This is a genomic window from Paenibacillus sp. MER 180 (assembly GCF_023713665.1).
GTDB lineage: Bacteria > Bacillota > Bacilli > Paenibacillales > Paenibacillaceae > Paenibacillus_B > Paenibacillus_B suaedae.
Genome location: NZ_JAMAVT010000010.1, coordinates 17,473 through 34,125, shown reverse-complemented (window position 1 = coordinate 34,125; position 16,653 = coordinate 17,473). Strand labels below are relative to the sequence as shown.

The following is a 16,653-nucleotide window of genomic DNA, read 5'->3' as shown; positions in this document are numbered from 1 at the left end:
GCCACTAAAATAATGGAAAATTACATATTTGTATGTTTATAGGACGCGAAACTCCCAATAAGCAACGAAACCAATATGATAAATAAAGCTAGCCACGTATTCATATCAAACTGATCCCCCAACAAAATTGTACCGAGAACAACACCTATCACGGGAACAAAATAATTAGTTAATGAGGCAAAAGCAGCTCCGGATTGTTTAATGAGTTGGTTAAAAATCATATAGACGATTCCCGCATGAAATATTCCGAGAATAAGAAGGGACAGGATTTGAGAGAGAGTTAGCTCCATGCTTAACGGACTTTCCATTAAAAAGCTTGCTGGAATGAGAACAAGACATTATATACCCCCTCTGCAATTGACATTCGGTAAGCCGGATCACTTACTGTGTGCGGATGCACCGCCCTTGATTGTGGAGTTTGGAAAGGACGTATTGTCTCACGATTTCACGCTTTATTGACCGCGAACTTCGCCAAAGAAGGAAATGACAGCTTCATTGAATGCCGCAGCCGAATCCGCATTGGAAATATGTGCGGCACCCTGAATCTCGACATAACGCGCATTCGGAACGCGATCCGACATGCGGCGGGAAATAACTGGCGGTGACATGCGATCCTGCTCGCCTGCAATGAACAGGACGGGCATGGTAAGGGAGTCCATACGCATGATTGCATCGAAGCCGACAATTCCCTCCGCCACATAAGCGAGCGATTGTCCGTCGGCTGTCGCTGCTAGCCCATGCCATACCTGATAGGTTCTCATCCCTTCCGCACTGGCACGGAAAGCTTCGTTGACATTCATAGGCCAGATGCCTTCAAACCGCTTGACTGGACCGTCCTCACCTCGGAACATTCTAGCCCATCCTTCAGCCATGTTTCGGAACTCCTCTGTTGCCGTCGTATCGAAGCTGTTAGCGACGATTAGTTTACCGACGCGCCGAGGCTGTGTGAGCGCAATCTCGAGCGCCACCATCCCGCCCAGTGACAGGCCGATGATATCGGTAGCTTCGATCGAAAGATAGTCGAGTAGCGCAAGCACATCTATGGCAATATCAGATACGCCCAATGGCCGGTCGAGCCTTGCCGAAGCACCATGCCCGGCGTGGTCAGGCACAATCACCCGATATCCCGCTTTGACCAACGGCGCAATCTGTGGCGCCCAGGCGCGACCGGAGTTGCTGATGCCATGCAATAGGATGACAGGACGGCCGATCCCAAATTCAATGTAATAATTCCGACGGTTACCGTTAATGTAGTAAGCCATGATTTCATCTTACCTCCTTGTATCAATCACAATAATGCTCCTTGCCACTTCATTGTAATGGCGAGTTCTAAGTGCTACAATTCATAAAAAGTAAAACTGTATCGGTACAGATTTGAACGAAATGCGGGCATTAATCGTAATTCAGTGAGCACTTTCGAGTGATAACTGTCTTATCTGACTATTGCTTTTTCAATACAAAAAAAGATCCCCCAATCCGTTTTCACGGCTTGATGGAACCCTCATCTGTTGTCTTATTTCGAAAGGCTTCTACCCGATTTCCGAGATAATAATTAGTGTCCAAATAGCAGGTTAAATGACTGGGTAAAAGCTGAGATCAGGTTCTCTAAAGTCAGGGTAAAGGCTTTAGAAAAGCCAAAGCCCACATCACCAAACCCTTGTACAGTCTGGGATTCTGCTTGAGTTTTAATTCGGGATTCATCAGGGAAATCCCTGCTTCTGATCGCCGCGGAGGATGAAAAAAGACTGGAGAAACGCTTGGGGAAAGGCCCGTGCATTTTCCAGTCTTCAGTCTTGTATGGACACTATTTTTTATCCCTGGACACTTATTTAGGGTCGTGGACAGGAATTATTATTGTTTGAAAATGAAGAAAGTGAAGGAAATCTTTTGAATAGGCTATATAGCATTGAAGGAAATTACACAAAATTAACTTTTAAATCTCTCCTATAGCAACCTCAAAAACTTTTCCAAAATCTCTAATACATCTCCCATCTTTACAAGTAGAACATCATAGGTCATTACTTTTATATTTCTCGAATCATTTTTTGTTCCTTTCTTCTCTTCAATTGATTCTTCGTCATTCTTCGCCACCCAAATAAGCATCTCTACCGTTTATTATTAGACAATCGTAGCTTAAATTATCAACGATCCCCAATTCAAAAACCTCCTCTTATCATGTTAAGTTGTAGCACCGGGTTAAGAAAAAATTTTATTATCCTATGCGGGCATAAAGTATTTTTAAAAGATATTGATTAGTAAATGAAAAATCTGGAGGAGAAAGGATGTATTAATAATTCAAGTGAAATATCAGACTCTATTCCCCATCTCTTCCCACCACGATAAAATCTCTTTTACGAGGGGAAATTCCTTAGCTTGATTAGATGGAATCTCTTTAACCACACGCTCACCGATATTGACTTTGTTCGAAGAGGGGATCTCAGGTATAGCGTCATAATTACTGTATCTTAATTCATCAACATCCTTGCCAATAACCTTAGCTAATATCTCTGGAGGATACATATTTTCTAAGGTTCGATATTGGGTCAACATTACAAACCTAACTGAATTTTCAGTACATCTTACTCCGTATTCTGTTTTTATCTTTTTTATCGTTCCTCCATTCTCTACTGACTTGGTTAAATCACTATCGATTATAATCATACTATTTTCATGTATTTTTTTTATATCCTTTGGATCGATTTTAAAGATGTTCTCCCCCCCAAGTGGAATAATCAGTATTTTTTCCCTGTCAATATCTACTCCCGCTTTTTGCAATAAACCACTTAAAACAACTACTTCCGTTTGTCCCTCTACAAATATTACACCGTTTGAAGAGAAGGTAAGGGGTAAATATGCACCTAAAGCAACAAAGACTTCTTGTTTATTTGTGATCTCTATCTCTCTACTCTTAGACTGTATACCGTCATGTTCTATTAAATACAACTTTTCTGCACTTTTTAAACTTTGGAGAATAAAAGGTGAATGTGTACTAATGACCCACTGAATTGAGTTAATATTTGCCAACTTTCTAATAAGTTTCATAAATCTTTGTTGCAGTATTGGATGTAACCCAGTTTCAGGTTCATCTACAAATACTATATTTATGTTGCTTTTTCTAATGAAAAACTTAGAAATAAGGAACAGAACATTAAAAATACCTGAACCACTTCGAGACAAAGGTTGTGATCTTTCATTTCCATTCCTACTCCAAGTTAAATATAAATCTTCATTCCTACCATTACATTCATGAGGAATCAACTCAATTCTATCTAACTCAGGAAGAACTATTCTACAATACGTGAGATAACTTGAGTAGCTACCATCTCTCCTTCCACTTTCCGAACTAATTTTTTTAAAAAACTGTAGTAATTCCAGGCCAGGATCACTTCGCTCTGTAGCTCCCGGTTCTGGTTCTTTTTCAATATAATTAATTTCCCTTGTAGCACTCGGTAAATACATACATGTCATACTTCTAATCGACTCTTCAAAATTAGCTATAGATGAAATAGTCTCAAATAAGTAAGATGTGAATTCTTCAACCGGATTCCCATCAAATCCAAAAAACTTATCTACTTGATCATTCCAGAATACTTGATCGATAAACATAGAAAAATAACCGAAAAAAACTTCAGCTTCACTCAATGGAACTTTCAATAAAATGAAAGTATTATTTATAAAATTTCTAACCTGATCTGGTGTAACAGCGAATCCCTTTTCCAATAAAATCGCCAAATGCCTATTCAAATCACCTTTATTAAATATTTTATCAAATATTTCACTTGATTCTTCAGTCGTACATTTAGTGTATACTTTAACCAATTGCTTACCGTCTACAGCATTAAACCCAATATGATGCAAGCTGTCATTATATATCGAAAACTCTTTAGAGTTAAATGTACTGTATCCCAATAAATGTAAGATTCCGATATATGATGCCTCCAAAAACGATGTTTTCCCAGAATCATTAGCTCCAGTAATAACTACTATATCAGCAAGATTCACTCTAACTGGAAATTCATTCCCAATTGATTTGTGATTGCTTACTTCTATGCTTTCCAGTCTCATTATAGATCCCCTACTTTATTTTTTTATGATATTAAATCATTTTGGTATAAAAAGACACGATATCGAAATTTATATCCCCTACATTACTCCTTACAGAGTATTGGCCAGCCATATATCGTCCTCCAATATTGTTCAATTGCGACCCTTCCTCTTTTAGTTTCCAGCAGTCTTCTTACAACCTCTTTATCAGTTTCCTTCAAATCATCCATTTCAAATTTATGATGAAATATCCTTACCCTCAAATCATATTGAGACAAATTGTACGTTCTAAAACCAATTGCAGTGGTTAGGTCGTTATTTAATGCAAAATGCGACCTTATTCTTGTAAATACATTCTTCTCATGCCCGTTGTATATAACCAAAAGTCCATTTTCATCAGAATTACATAAGTTTTCTCGAAAGATTTTCAGATTATCTTTCGAGGTTTCAACTATGTTAGTTCCCTTTTTAGGTAATTCCACAGGTGTTTTAACTTTAATAAGATTCTGAACAGTCTTATCTTTAATCATAAACCAATAAAGCCCACTTGCTCCTCCTTTTTGCCATAGGTTAGGGTAATTTTCATCGAACCATTTGTGTGTAAACGTTTTTTCATCCCAATTATTTTCACCTCCAAATCTCAACTCAATGGAGTTTCCCCAAGCATATGATGTTACTTCATTTAATTTCATCTTAACCCACCAGAATGTATTTTTTGCTAACATTGATTTTTGTGGAAACCACAATTATTTGCACGTTATCTCACTATTACTGAAAAAGAGACCCTCAAGGTCTCTCTAAATTAGTGCAATTCAATTCTAAACATATATGTAGTCATGTTTTCTCTTAATCATTTCAGTAATCTCTAAAAGTGCATCTTGTTCATTTTTTGCAACAAGGTTATTTAGTTCAATTACCTGTTGTTCAGCAACGCAAATACGTCTATAACCGCCGCAAATATATAATTTCATTATCAATTCCTGGATATGTCGCTAACTGTACTTCGTAGACATGCATCACTTGCATTGGCTTTGATCCTGTTTCGAAATTTATAACAAAACGAACTATCTTTGAAATTATTGATCCTGTTTCAACAGAGGAAAAAGTAGGCAAGATCATCTCTCCTTTTTTTTACAAAGTATACTAAATTATAGACTTAAAAAGCTTTCAGGGACCAAAGGAAAATCCGATTCACAAAATATCGGATAAGTCCCCATCACCTCTTAAAGTATTGATGATTTATGCTCTCCTCAAAATAATGTTTTCTCTTAAGCCAGATGAGACCATCACCTTTAGTAATTACAGCAACATCTATGGGACCTCCAACGGTCTCTTGTTCTTTAGAGACTTTTTTCTTAAATGAGGAGAGATTTACAAGGGTTTCGGCAAAACTCCCAAGTTCATTGTGCGGTAAATTCATTATAATATCATGCATTGGGTTAATATAACTTTCCTTTTGATACTCCGATATTCCTGCATAAAAAGCATCAACCGCCCTATTTTTTAAATCAACAAGAAAATTATCTTCATTATCAATATTATAACGATCTCTTACTAACTGATTATAATATTCAAGTAGTTCCATCATGTGATTCCTTGAAAACTGCTGTAAATCTGGGTCGAAGCCCAGTAAGTACCTGTATACAACATCCTGTTGAGCAAACGGAACTACAGATGAATTGGTAGTAATTCCGTCGATATTTACTGACTTATTGTTTTGTATTTTTAAACGATCACCGAGAACCAATCCAACTGTATATGAATACAATGCAGGGAATATCTCTTCATCCCCAAAACCTGTGATTACTAATCCAGTATATTCTTCATAAGAGAAACTGTCAGTGTAGATATAGACAGAAACAATTCTTTTTAGATTCAATCGGTCATCTTCAGTTAACTGATAACCGTTAAAAATGATGTTAATAGTTTCGGTCAGCAGATCGTCATTTTCAATACAAAAAAAATGCAATTCATCCGATGAGCAGTTAGGAGATAATGTCCAATTATCGAGTTGACTCAATGAATTAATATAATCTGAAAATGTCTCTTTATTATCCAATTGAGGCTCGGTATTTTCATAGTTATTTAGGAGATCTTGAAAAAGATTAAGTGCGGTAAAGCTCAAACGATTTTTCTGAAGGGCTACTGGAACAATACCACTACGAAGGTAGCCAATAAAATCTTCACAATAATCTTGTACATAATCAAATCACGTATTATCAAGCTGTTTCCTGTAGGATTTAATAATTGTTTCCCATGGGATCCCCATAAAGGTCGATGTATTGTATATCATAATTCCAATCGGATGCTTGTATGACAATGGTAGTATTTTAATAGCAGAGTTGTAGACCTTATCGCCAACCGTAACAGCACTATCTGCCGCCAGTGCCACCGCTGACCTATTTAGAATGGCTATTTCCGCAGTCATTGTTCCTCCTTGTAAACGGTATATATAGGAAATATCATATCATTATTTATTCCGAAAAAGTATCTTTTCACCTTAATTTGAGCAGCAAAAAAGGCTTTTGGATTTTTACTTCCATAAGCTTTCATGAAGAGATTTATTTAGGAGTAATTGAAATAAGCTCATGCAAACATTCCTCTGGAATTCGACTGACTCCAGCTTTTAACTTTACCCTGTTCAAAGTTAATGGTTCATCATGCGATTTTAGCTCCCCTAACGCCCACATTACTCTGCGTTTTCTGAACGCTTCTGCATCTTCTACCACCTGTTCAAGAAATGCTTTGGTTAGCTGCATCTTCTTCAAATGCTTAGGCATTAGGCATTGCATCCCCATAGTTTCTTGAATCGTTTCAATGTTAAACGTCGAGGCTTCCCTTCCTCGATCATCATCTGTTTCACAAATTGAGTGACTTGATCAAGAATTTCCTGATCCCTTGTCTCCCAATCGTATCGCGTGGAACCAGCCTTCGGCAGCATCTTTTCGGGCATATGTTCCATAAGAAATTGTCGGTCGTATAGGTAGAGCCAATCGTAAACCTTGGGGTCGAGTTTCCTCAGTTCTAATCTTCCATGATAGGGATGCTGACTTCTCATTTGCAACCAAGCTTCTCGCCTTTCCTTTTAGCCTGCTCTCTATATTCTGGTGTCATCGTTTTCTTCATTATTTTTCGTTTGGAACGATGCGTGTTACTTTCAGTTTCACTACACGGCTCAGAAATTTCATTATAGAAAATGTCGTCAAGTGTATGACCCAAGAATTGCATTATGAGCAAATGACGAATTGGATGAGACCCTTTTCGATGCTTTTGAAAAATCAGCTTTAGCCAACTGCTTTCACCGCCCACTGAAGAATGAAGGAAGCCCAACAACTCGTCCCCATAAAAATCAACGAAGTCTTTTTGGACTCGTTGATGATCCACTCTCCCTTCTCAGAAACATATCCTTTCCGCATCAACTGATTCTTGTAGTGATAGTAGAACCAATGCAGCGGACGATTTGGGTATTTAAATTTTAGCAACTGCTCAATATTGTTCACGATGCAACTGTATTGCTCTAACATTTTCTTGTCCTCAATCATTTGAACATGAAATCAGAGCAATTGTCCCGCGTCGGAGCTGCAAAAACATACTTTCCAGGGATAAAATCGGGACAAAGGGTCAGAAATAACTTGGGTAACAACCTGAGCAAATGCCTGAGTTAGACGCCTGTGAAAAGCCACTGTGATACGATTCAAGAAGAACCCTGCATTCTCCCAATCTGGTATTATCCCCTTCAAGTAGACACTCAATAAAAACCGTCATGTTATCATGGAGGTTGGAGCGCCAATTGGAGGGGATATTTTATGGCTAAAAAAGGACAAACATTCTATACGTATACAGAAGAATTCAAATTGAAAGCGGTTAAGGCTTATTTGGAGGGCTGTGAAAGTTACAAGGTAGTAGCCAAACGAGAAGGAGTTCGTAATTGTACACAGTTGAAGGTTTGGGTGAAGAAATGGTCAAAACGGGGAGTCATTCGATGAGCGGAAAGGCAACGGGTCAAATCCACTGAAAGGGCGTACTCGGACGTCGTTTGGAAGCGTTGAAGAAGAACGAGATTACCTGAAAGTGCAGGTGGATTACTTAAAAAAGCGGTATCCAAATCTAGTAAAGGAGAAGCCCTCAGTCAGCAAGCTAACTATGAAATAGTGGAGGAGCTACGTAATATGCACGGCATTTCATGCCTACTAGCCATTGCGGGAATACCACGATCCAGTTATTACAAATGGCGAGCCACGAAGCTAGTACGCGAGGCAAGACGAGACAAGGACCATGAAATTAAGGAACACATGATGGCTATCCATTTTGTAAACCCAGAATTCGGTTACCCTCGCATGATGACCGCCCTGTGGGAAGCTGGATACAACGTGAATCATAAAAAAGTATGGAGAATCATGCGTGAGATATCGATCCAATCGGTTATCCGGAGAAAGCGAAAACAGTCCAATTACACGCCTTCTGTCGTGTATCCGAATCGCTTAAAGCGCCAATTCCATGCCACAGCACCTCAGCAAAAAATGGTCACCGATATTACCGATATTTCTGACGGAATGAAATTTTATTACTTGTCCGTTATCCAAGATTTATTCAACAACGAGATTGTTGCTTGGTAATTGTCAGAACGGAACGATGTGAAGCTCGTGCTAGATACGGTAAAACAATGGGCAAGAAAAAGAGACGTCTCGAAAGCCGTGCTCCATTCGGATCAGGGCTTCCAATACACGTCTCAGGCATACAACACGCAATTAGAAGCACTCGGCGTTAAAGGCAGCCACTCTCGCAAAGCAACCTGTCTCGATAACGCTTGCATCGAATCCTTCTTTTCGCATCTCAAGACAGAGAAGTTGTATATTAAACAGTGTAAATCAGGAGTAGAAATTCAGCAAGCGGTGGAAGATTACATTTATCATTATAACTTCCACCGCTTTCAAGCCAAATTGAAACAACGCGCACCGATTGAGTATCGGTGCGCGCTAGCTGCTTAGCTTTTTTCATCTGTCTACTTGACAGGGGTATGTCTAAATCTCCCCCCTGCCCCAAAAAGAAAAGCTGAGCAAAAGTCAGGAAATAATCCTGAATTGCTTGACAACAAGTTATTGTTCTAAATCAGTTTTTGCTGGTGAAGGATACTTTGTCAACAGCTCTCTGTTACAATAATCAATGGAGGGAGGTAATTATATGAAAAAGATAACCTTTGAAAACTATTACTCTGCTGATGAAACCATTCATTTTTTTGGGAAGTTGAACACTGTAGCGGGAAATTTAGAGCCAATCACTGAGAAAAATTACATAGAATCCATTCAAGACATATGCCTTAATGAAAAAGTTCCAGACAACATTAAATCATTATTTGAACCAGCATTAGCATTGTATGCCTATGGATATTTGTACTGGGCCTTTTTCACATTAGCAAATGAACAAGCAATTAAAGCCTTTGAAGCGGCTATATCGTATAAACATGAAGAAGTTATTGGTACAAATATGGATTCCAACGGAAGAGATGTTAGATTGTCTAAAAAAATTAATAACTTAGTTAAACGGCGAGTAATAGATCGAAGTAGAAAAGATTACTACCATGCTTTACGAATGTTTAGAAATATGTCTTTCCACCCTAATGAACAACATATATTGGGACATAACAATGAAGCATTAAGGAATATTGCGAATGCAATAAATGAGCTATTTGTATAAATGCCCTTCCTGTTTTCCTCTCCCCAAATCCCTGTTACTTTGTAATCAACAAAAAATTACCGTCTCAAAACTTGCCCATCTCCAACACCCTAAATCCCTTTCCCTACAAGGCTTCCACCCGATTTCCGAGATAATAATTAGTGTCCCGTTATGTCAGGTTCCAACGGCGAAAAACTGGTAAAGAACTGGTTCAATTGTGAACGGAACGAGATAAAAATTCGTGTCGAAAATGCAGGGGAAAAGCAGAGAAAAGATTGAGAAAGAGCTTGAGTAACGATCGAAGAAAAAATCGATAAATGCCTTGATAGGCTTGGGATTATGATTGAGGGAACGGCTTGAGGAGTGCTTTAATGAGCAGTGAAAAAGACTGGAGCAAGGATCGAGTAATAAACAGATCCCTTCCCAGTCTTTGGTCTTGTTTGGACACTAATTTTTATTCCTGGACACTTATTTAGGGTCGTGGACAGGAATTATTGTTGTTTGAAAAATGACGCTGTCTCATTGCCTCATAGAGCAGCACTGTAGTAGCCATGGCTACATTCAGCGATTCCGCCTGCCCACGCATTGGAATAATAATCGTATCATCCACGAGCGATTGCACGTTCTGAGAGACACCTTGCCCCTCATTGCCGACGACAAGCCATGTCGCTAGGCGATAGTCATAGCTATAGCAGGAATGCGTTGCCTGCAGGCTCGTGCTGGCTAGTCGAACTCCACGTGCTTGCGCAGCAGGAAGCAGCTCAGCTAAATCCCCCTCTACAACCGGCAAGTGGAATAGCGAACCCATCGTCGAACGAATCGTCTTCGAATTATAGAGATCAACGGTCCCTCTGCCAATGACGACACCATGTGCGCCAACTGCATCTGCGGTACGGATAATCGTCCCTAGGTTGCCAGGATCCTGTACGCCATCCACAACAACAACGAGCGAGTTCGGTGATGCCAGCAAGCTGTCGACCGATGCAGCAGGCTTATGGACAATAGCGAAGACAGGCTGCGGGGTCTCGGTATCACTGCATTTGCGTATGATCGCATCCGTCACTGCAATCCACTCCGTGCCCGGAGCACGATCAGAGGATGATAGTCCCCCCTCTTCTTGCAAGTGGAATGGCTCCAACTCCTGCGGTATTCCGCTGTTCATGTCATACGCCACGACATCCACCTGCATATCAGAGCGCAGTGCCTCCAGTACGAGATGGATGCCTTCCACGATGAACAAGCCTTCACGGTTGCGGTGCTTTCGTTCTTTTAACTGTACCCAGCTCTTTACTTTATTATTCTGTATCGATGTAATGCTCAATGGTTCTCTCATGATTCCGAAAATGCCAGCTCCATCGTATTCAAATGTTCGTTCTGCCCAATAATGACAAGCACGTCTCCTTCTTTAATGCGATCTTCTGCATATGGAGAAATGTTAGTCTTGCCGTTGTTCTTAATTGCCATAACGTTGCATCCATACCTCGCGCGGATATCAAGTTCCTTCAAGTTCTTGCCGATCATAAGCGGCGTCGCACGAATCTCTACAATACTGTGGTCATCAGACAACTCGATGTAATCCAAAATATTCGGCGAAATCAGGTTGTGCGCAACGCGCATCCCCATATCACGTTCAGGGAATACGACCTTGTCAGCACCAATTTTGCTTAATACCTTGCCGTGCAGTTCATTCTGCGCCTTGGCAACGATCGTCGGCACACCTAGATCCTTCAGGATGAGCGTAGTCAGGATGCTTGCCTGTATATCTTGCCCGATGGCAACAACGACTACGTCAAAGTTGCGGACACCAAGCGCTTTCAGCGCTTCTTCATCCGTACATTCTGCGGACACCGCATGCGTAACCATATTCGCTACATCCTGAATTTTCTGCTCGCTCGAATCAATCGCAAGCACTTCAAATCCCATTTTGCTTAAGCTGTTCGCTATACTTGTGCCAAATCGGCCCATACCGATAATGGCAAATTGTTTTTTGGCAGCCATAGGTTCACCTTCCCCATTTTCCGACAACATTCTATACCCTTCATTATAGCATGCCCATCTACGTAGGTGAAACGCGAATCCCTTCCTTGAATGACTGTCCTCATCTCAGGGAATGTTATAGCATGAAGCAAGCACACGCGAAGGAAGGAGGACTGCCTGTGGCCGTCACATTGAATTTGCGTCAAGCCATTGTGCAAAAGGTAAAAAACAAGCCCGATGAAGATATCGTAGATATGATTGAGGGCTCCATCGATTACGATGAACGCGCATTGCCTGGATTGGGTGTGCTGTTCGAAATGATCTGGAAGGCGAGCAGCAGCGAGGCTCGTCAGCAGCTTATCGACACTCTTCAGAGCAAACTGCAAGACGAACAAGCTGGCAAATAATCATCAAATCTACATTGCCCGCATCCACGAAATGCAATTATGCATATCCACATTACAATGACGCAGAACCCATTACCCTTGAATAGAGGGATAACGGTTCTGCGTCTTTTTTACATATCGCTTTACATTGACGCTGCGTCAAACTATACAATGAAAGCATAACCAAGCAAGGAGCCGATGCCCCATGAAAATTCAAGAAGCTGCAGAGCAGCTTGGGATGACAACGAGAGCAATACGCTTCTATGAGCAGAAAGGTCTACTGCCTCCGCTCGCCAAAGAACAGAATGGCTATCGCGTATTCAATGAAACGGATATAAACCGGCTGCGGACAATAGGCGCACTGCGGGAGATGAATTTGTCAGTCGAGCAAATTCGCTGCTGTATTGATGATGCAGCTCAAGGGAATATGGCGTCTGTCCATCCCTTTTTATTAGAAAAGCGGCAAGAGCTAGCCCTGCAATATACCGAGCTGAAGCGGCTCCTCGGCCAAATTGACAAGCTGCTTAACGGCTATGATTCCGATCAAGCGAATCAAGGAGAGATGATGATGAACGATTTACATGCCATAGGCGAACAATCACGACGCTACCAGAAGCTGCGCAGTGATTGGAGCGACCGCTGGAATTTTGACAAGCAGGCAGGACAATATGATCACGCTGTAGCGAACGGTACGGGGCCATTGGATGTCCACGCCGATTATGAGGCCATTCTTGACAGGGTGTGTCTTGAGGCGATTCAAGAGTCAAAGACCGGAGAAAGAGGACTTGAAATTGGGATTGGTACGGGCAATCTGGCTGGCCGCTGCTTGCGCCTGGGGGCAGATATGACCGGCATTGATCAGTCAAACGCGATGCTCGAGCGATGTCGGGAGAAATGGCCGAATATTCGGCTGCTGCAAGGCAACATGCTGGCTTTGCCGTTAGCGGATGAAGCATTTGACTTCATAATATCAACCTATGCGCTTCACCATGTAACCGATGATCAGAAAGAAATCGCCCTTGCCGAGATGACCCGATTACTCCATCCTGATGGACGCATTGTAATCGCAGACCTAATGTTCCGGGATGAGGCGCATCGCGCTACCTTTATTAACGAGCTGACAGCTGCAGGGGACGTGCAGGGGATTGAAGCACTCCACGACGAATATTTCGCCGATCGTTCCAGATTGATTTCATGGTTGGAGCAGCAAGGTTTCAAGGTAAAGGCGGAACAGTTGAATCATTTAATGCACATGCTGACGATTTCCAAAGAGAGGGTGTAAGAGCCGTGACAATCGAATCAGCGCAGGATGGTACCGCCCAACCCCGAGATCGCAAAGTGACACTTGTACCTCAATCGGATGAAACCAAGCAAGCGAACACGAAAATGAAACCGGATCATGACACCGTCTACGCCCAGCAGGCTGCCGATTATGACCGTATGATCCAGTACGAAGATATCGAGCAGGAATGGCGGCACTCTGTACAGCAGGTGCTCAATAAGCGGCATTATGAGCGGATTATCGAAATTGGTGCAGGAACCGGAAGATTTACTCGAGTTGTATTAGCTGACATGTCCAACAGAGATTGGCAATCTGGTTCCTATGTAGCCTGTGACGCATCTGAAGCGATGCTAGAGCAGCTAAAGCACAATATATGGCTTGATGTATCCTTGGGACGAATAAGCGCCCCTACAGCCGCTAAGCTGTCCACACATGAAGCACTGCACCACAAGCTTCCGCTTGCTGATCATTCTGCTGATCTCATTCTAGCAGGCTGGACAATCTGTTATGGTGCCTGTGAAGGGAATACAAGTGAAGAACAGAGCAGTTTACTAGATCGCATCATGCACGAGCTGAGACGCATATTGCGTCCCGGTGGATGTATCGCGATTTGGGAGACACTTGGAACGGGGGTAGCCGCTCCCGAAGTTCCCCCTGGATTGCGGACGTACATTCGAGACTTAGAAGAACGTTACGGGTTCGAGCGCACGGAATTAAGCACGCATTTCCGCTTCCCTTCGATGGAGGAGGCCAAGCAGATCACAAGCTGGTTTTTCGGTTCCGCCGCCTGCAGGTTCCTCACGCCAGAAAGTGATGGCAGTGTCGTACTGCCCTCCTATACAGGCCTGTGGGTCTGGGATAATGACAAAGCCCGCCAATAATCTGGCGGGCTTCTTGTCGTCTATTTTCCTTAAGGAGCTGTCTCCATAAACTTCAAATCCGGCATTTTGTCCATAGCTGTACGCATCGCATACTCGTTCTCAAACAATGCGACAAAATTGCCGTTCTTGTCCTTCACGAGCTGTGAATTGATACGGAACTTCGTTGGATCAATATCCTTCGGATTGCCTGTTACCCATCTTGCGAACTGGTACGTTAGACGCTGCATCATCACATCAACGCCGTACTCCGCCTTCATCCGATATTCGAATACCTCGAATTGGAGCTGACCTACTACGCCCAATATCGTCTCATCAAATACGCCTGCGGAATGGAATACTTGAATTGTACCTTCCTCAGTCAACTGATCGACGCCTTTTTGATACTGCTTATGCTTCAATGCATTCTTAACCGTCACCCGGGCGAAAATCTCAGGAGAGAAGGTTGGCAGTTCATCGAACACCACTTCTCCACCTTGACTCAAGCTGTCTCCAATCCGGAAAATGCCTGGGTCGAACAGTCCGATAATATCGCCTGGGAATGCCTCCTGTACGATATCCCGATCCTGGGCAAGGAATTGCTGTGGCTGCGCAAGCTTAATCTCCTTGCCTGCCCGTACATGCTTAACGGACATCCCGCGCTCGAATTTGCCGGAGCAAATGCGCAAGAAGGCAATGCGATCCCGATGGGCAGGGTTCATATTTGCTTGAATTTTGAAAATATAGCCCGTAAACTTCTCGTTCGTTGGCTCAATCGGCCCTTCCGTCGATTGGCGCTGAGCTGGCTTCGGAGCAAGCTGAAGAAAGTTATCCAAGAATGTCTGCACGCCGAAATTGTTGACCGCACTTCCGAAGAAGACGGGTGTCAATTCGCCGCGCTTTACCTTCTCATAATCGAACTCGTCTCCCGCTACGTCTAACAATTCCAACTCTTCACACAATTGATCATGCAAATAGTCCCCTGCAATTTGGCGAATGGCCGGATCGTTGTAATCCTCAACCTTCTTCACACTAATCTTCGTGTTATCATCCTGGAACAGCTCGACTTGGTTCTTCATGCGATCATAAACACCGCATAGACCGCGCCCCATACCAATCGGCCAGTTCATTGGCACAGATCGAATTCCGAGCACCTGCTCGATCTCTTCCATCAATTCGAACGGACTGCGACCTTCACGGTCGAGCTTGTTGATGAACGTAAAGATCGGAATACCGCGCTTCGCACATACTTGGAACAGCTTAATGGTCTGTGCCTCGACACCCTTCGCAACGTCGATCAACATGACAGCAGCATCCGCAGCTGTCAATGTGCGATACGTATCTTCACTGAAGTCTTGGTGACCTGGTGTATCCAAGATATTAACCCGATGCCCATTATAATCAAATTGCATTACCGATGACGTAACCGAGATACCACGCTGCTTCTCGATTTCCATCCAGTCACTCGTTGCATGCTTGCTCGCTTTGCGAGCCTTGACCGTACCTGCGAGACGGATGGCGCCACCGAACAGGAGCAGCTTTTCTGTCAATGTCGTCTTACCGGCGTCTGGGTGAGAAATAATCGCAAAGGTACGACGCTTCTCTACCTCTTGCGCTAATTGTTCGGATAATTTACTCATATCGTTAGCCCTCTCATCACAAAATCACGTAAGTCCTATTGTAACACAAAATAAGTAAACCTATAAATGGGTAACGAGAACAACCTTCGAAGAATATGAAATATCTCTAATCCCTCGTTACTGCATCCCTGCTATCCTAACAGCTATCCCCTATATTAGGAACTCATTCACTTTACAACTAAAAAACCGCCCATCCTCTCATCGAGAGAATGGACGATTCCGATTATATCACAATACGTATTATTAACTACTTATGATTGCTCAAGCAGAGCACGGACAACCAGTGTTACCGTACCCGCTCCATCCGCAGCGGATCCTTCAACTAATGTCCAGTTCAAGGCCAATGAAGAGCGAATTACTTCGACATCAGCTGCACTCAGCTTCAGTCCTGAAATACGACCCATTTCCTTGGTATAATGCTCTCCCTCTTGCACATCGAAGCGCTCTTGCAGCCATATCGACAGACCATTGTTCGTGTTAAAAGTCATCCGATATCCCTCTGCAATTGCTTGAGCGAGCGGCTCATCATGTTCGTTCGCATAGGATACGAAGTCATCATACGTATACCACTCTTCATTAATCGTAATGAGTTCGCTAACATCTCCTGTGCGTGCTGCATGCAACAGCTGCTCTTCGGTAATGCCCTTACGACGAGCGCGTTCTATCATAATCGCGGTACTTTGCGATACCCGAGTCTCTGTAGACATCTATTCCACTCTCCTCACAATTGTGCATTGGCATAGATTAACAAATATCTAGCATTATATCATACTAGCTATAGGAAACCTAAGCCT

General features: G+C 42.5%; 20 protein-coding genes. 7 read left to right on the top strand and 13 right to left on the bottom strand.

Annotated elements, in window-relative coordinates; genetic code table 11:
* Positions 1–20: 20 nt before the first annotated feature.
* From M3661_RS17285 to M3661_RS17250, 9 genes are all read right to left on the bottom strand, one after another.
* Complete coding sequence (locus M3661_RS17285) at positions 21–326, bottom strand: DMT family transporter (RefSeq protein ID WP_260612441.1); 306 nt, start codon at positions 324–326, stop codon at positions 21–23.
* 126 nt (positions 327–452) lie between these two features.
* Positions 453–1,262 carry an alpha/beta fold hydrolase gene (locus M3661_RS17280; RefSeq protein WP_065290684.1) on the bottom strand — a complete coding sequence of 270 codons (810 nt, stop codon included), beginning with the start codon at positions 1,260–1,262 and terminating at the stop codon, positions 453–455.
* A 1,045-nt stretch (positions 1,263–2,307) separates the two neighbouring features.
* Positions 2,308–4,065, bottom strand: coding sequence for an ATP-dependent nuclease (locus M3661_RS17275; protein WP_251487004.1), 1,758 nt, complete (start codon positions 4,063–4,065; stop codon positions 2,308–2,310).
* Positions 4,066–4,148: 83 nt separating this feature from the next.
* Entirely contained in the window at positions 4,149–4,736 is a 588-nt protein-coding gene (locus M3661_RS17270) for a hypothetical protein (RefSeq protein WP_065294295.1), read from the bottom strand.
* 524 nt (positions 4,737–5,260) lie between these two features.
* On the bottom strand, positions 5,261–6,169 hold the full coding sequence (locus M3661_RS17265) for a hypothetical protein (protein WP_065294294.1): 909 nt from the start codon (positions 6,167–6,169) through the stop codon (positions 5,261–5,263).
* Between the two features lie 84 nt (positions 6,170–6,253).
* Complete coding sequence (locus M3661_RS17260) at positions 6,254–6,472, bottom strand: hypothetical protein (RefSeq protein ID WP_065294293.1); 219 nt, start codon at positions 6,470–6,472, stop codon at positions 6,254–6,256.
* A gap of 133 nt (positions 6,473–6,605) precedes the next feature.
* Positions 6,606–6,824 (bottom strand): hypothetical protein, encoded by a 219-nt coding sequence (locus M3661_RS17255; protein WP_065294292.1) that lies wholly within the window; start codon positions 6,822–6,824, stop codon positions 6,606–6,608.
* A complete protein-coding gene (locus tag M3661_RS30805) occupies positions 6,824–7,102 on the bottom strand; it encodes a TnsD family Tn7-like transposition protein (RefSeq protein ID WP_397376528.1) in 279 nt (92 codons plus the stop codon). Before M3661_RS30805 ends, M3661_RS17255 begins: the two co-directional genes overlap by 1 nt.
* A complete protein-coding gene (locus tag M3661_RS17250) occupies positions 7,099–7,428 on the bottom strand; it encodes a TnsD family Tn7-like transposition protein (RefSeq protein ID WP_251487001.1) in 330 nt (109 codons plus the stop codon). Before M3661_RS17250 ends, M3661_RS30805 begins: the two co-directional genes overlap by 4 nt.
* Positions 7,429–7,850: 422 nt before the next feature.
* Between M3661_RS17250 and M3661_RS17245 the strand changes: the two genes are divergently transcribed.
* The 4 genes from M3661_RS17245 to M3661_RS17230 all read left to right on the top strand — a co-directional run bounded on the left by M3661_RS17245 (position 7,851) and on the right by M3661_RS17230 (position 9,738).
* Positions 7,851–8,030 (top strand): transposase, encoded by a 180-nt coding sequence (locus M3661_RS17245; RefSeq protein ID WP_251486999.1) that lies wholly within the window; start codon positions 7,851–7,853, stop codon positions 8,028–8,030.
* 183 nt (positions 8,031–8,213) lie between these two features.
* Positions 8,214–8,660 carry an IS3 family transposase gene (locus tag M3661_RS17240; RefSeq protein ID WP_139070789.1) on the top strand — a complete coding sequence of 149 codons (447 nt, stop codon included), beginning with the start codon at positions 8,214–8,216 and terminating at the stop codon, positions 8,658–8,660.
* The gene (locus M3661_RS17235; RefSeq protein ID WP_139070788.1) at positions 8,661–9,032 is read left to right on the top strand and encodes an IS3 family transposase; all 372 of its coding nucleotides are present in this window, start codon (positions 8,661–8,663) and stop codon (positions 9,030–9,032) included.
* Positions 9,033–9,225: 193 nt separating this feature from the next.
* Positions 9,226–9,738, top strand: a complete 513-nt coding sequence (locus M3661_RS17230; RefSeq protein ID WP_065294290.1) for a DUF4145 domain-containing protein — start codon at positions 9,226–9,228, stop codon at positions 9,736–9,738.
* A gap of 451 nt (positions 9,739–10,189) precedes the next feature.
* On the opposite strand, the gene M3661_RS17225 is transcribed toward M3661_RS17230, so the two are convergent.
* Positions 10,190–11,050, bottom strand: a complete 861-nt coding sequence (locus M3661_RS17225; protein ID WP_251486996.1) for a TrmH family RNA methyltransferase — start codon at positions 11,048–11,050, stop codon at positions 10,190–10,192.
* Positions 11,047–11,715, bottom strand: a complete 669-nt coding sequence (locus M3661_RS17220; protein WP_021254279.1) for a potassium channel family protein — start codon at positions 11,713–11,715, stop codon at positions 11,047–11,049. The genes M3661_RS17225 and M3661_RS17220 overlap by 4 nt, the downstream gene beginning before the upstream one ends.
* Positions 11,716–11,873: 158 nt before the next feature.
* Here M3661_RS17220 and sspI point away from each other — a divergent pair, with 158 nt between their 5' ends.
* The 3 genes from sspI (at position 11,874) to M3661_RS17205 (ending at position 14,243) form a co-directional block, all read left to right on the top strand.
* Positions 11,874–12,101 carry a small acid-soluble spore protein SspI gene (gene sspI / locus M3661_RS17215; protein WP_028533687.1) on the top strand — a complete coding sequence of 76 codons (228 nt, stop codon included), beginning with the start codon at positions 11,874–11,876 and terminating at the stop codon, positions 12,099–12,101.
* A gap of 184 nt (positions 12,102–12,285) precedes the next feature.
* Entirely contained in the window at positions 12,286–13,362 is a 1,077-nt protein-coding gene (locus M3661_RS17210) for a MerR family transcriptional regulator (RefSeq protein ID WP_065293726.1), read from the top strand.
* A 5-nt stretch (positions 13,363–13,367) separates the two neighbouring features.
* Positions 13,368–14,243, top strand: coding sequence for a class I SAM-dependent methyltransferase (locus M3661_RS17205; protein WP_251486993.1), 876 nt, complete (start codon positions 13,368–13,370; stop codon positions 14,241–14,243).
* 29 nt (positions 14,244–14,272) lie between these two features.
* On the opposite strand, the gene M3661_RS17200 is transcribed toward M3661_RS17205, so the two are convergent.
* Both M3661_RS17200 and M3661_RS17195 read right to left on the bottom strand, forming a co-directional pair.
* Complete coding sequence (locus tag M3661_RS17200; protein ID WP_021254283.1) at positions 14,273–15,859, bottom strand: peptide chain release factor 3; 1,587 nt, start codon at positions 15,857–15,859, stop codon at positions 14,273–14,275.
* 251 nt (positions 15,860–16,110) lie between these two features.
* On the bottom strand, positions 16,111–16,566 hold the full coding sequence (locus tag M3661_RS17195) for a hypothetical protein (RefSeq protein ID WP_021254284.1): 456 nt from the start codon (positions 16,564–16,566) through the stop codon (positions 16,111–16,113).
* Between the last annotated feature and the right edge of the window lie 87 nt (positions 16,567–16,653).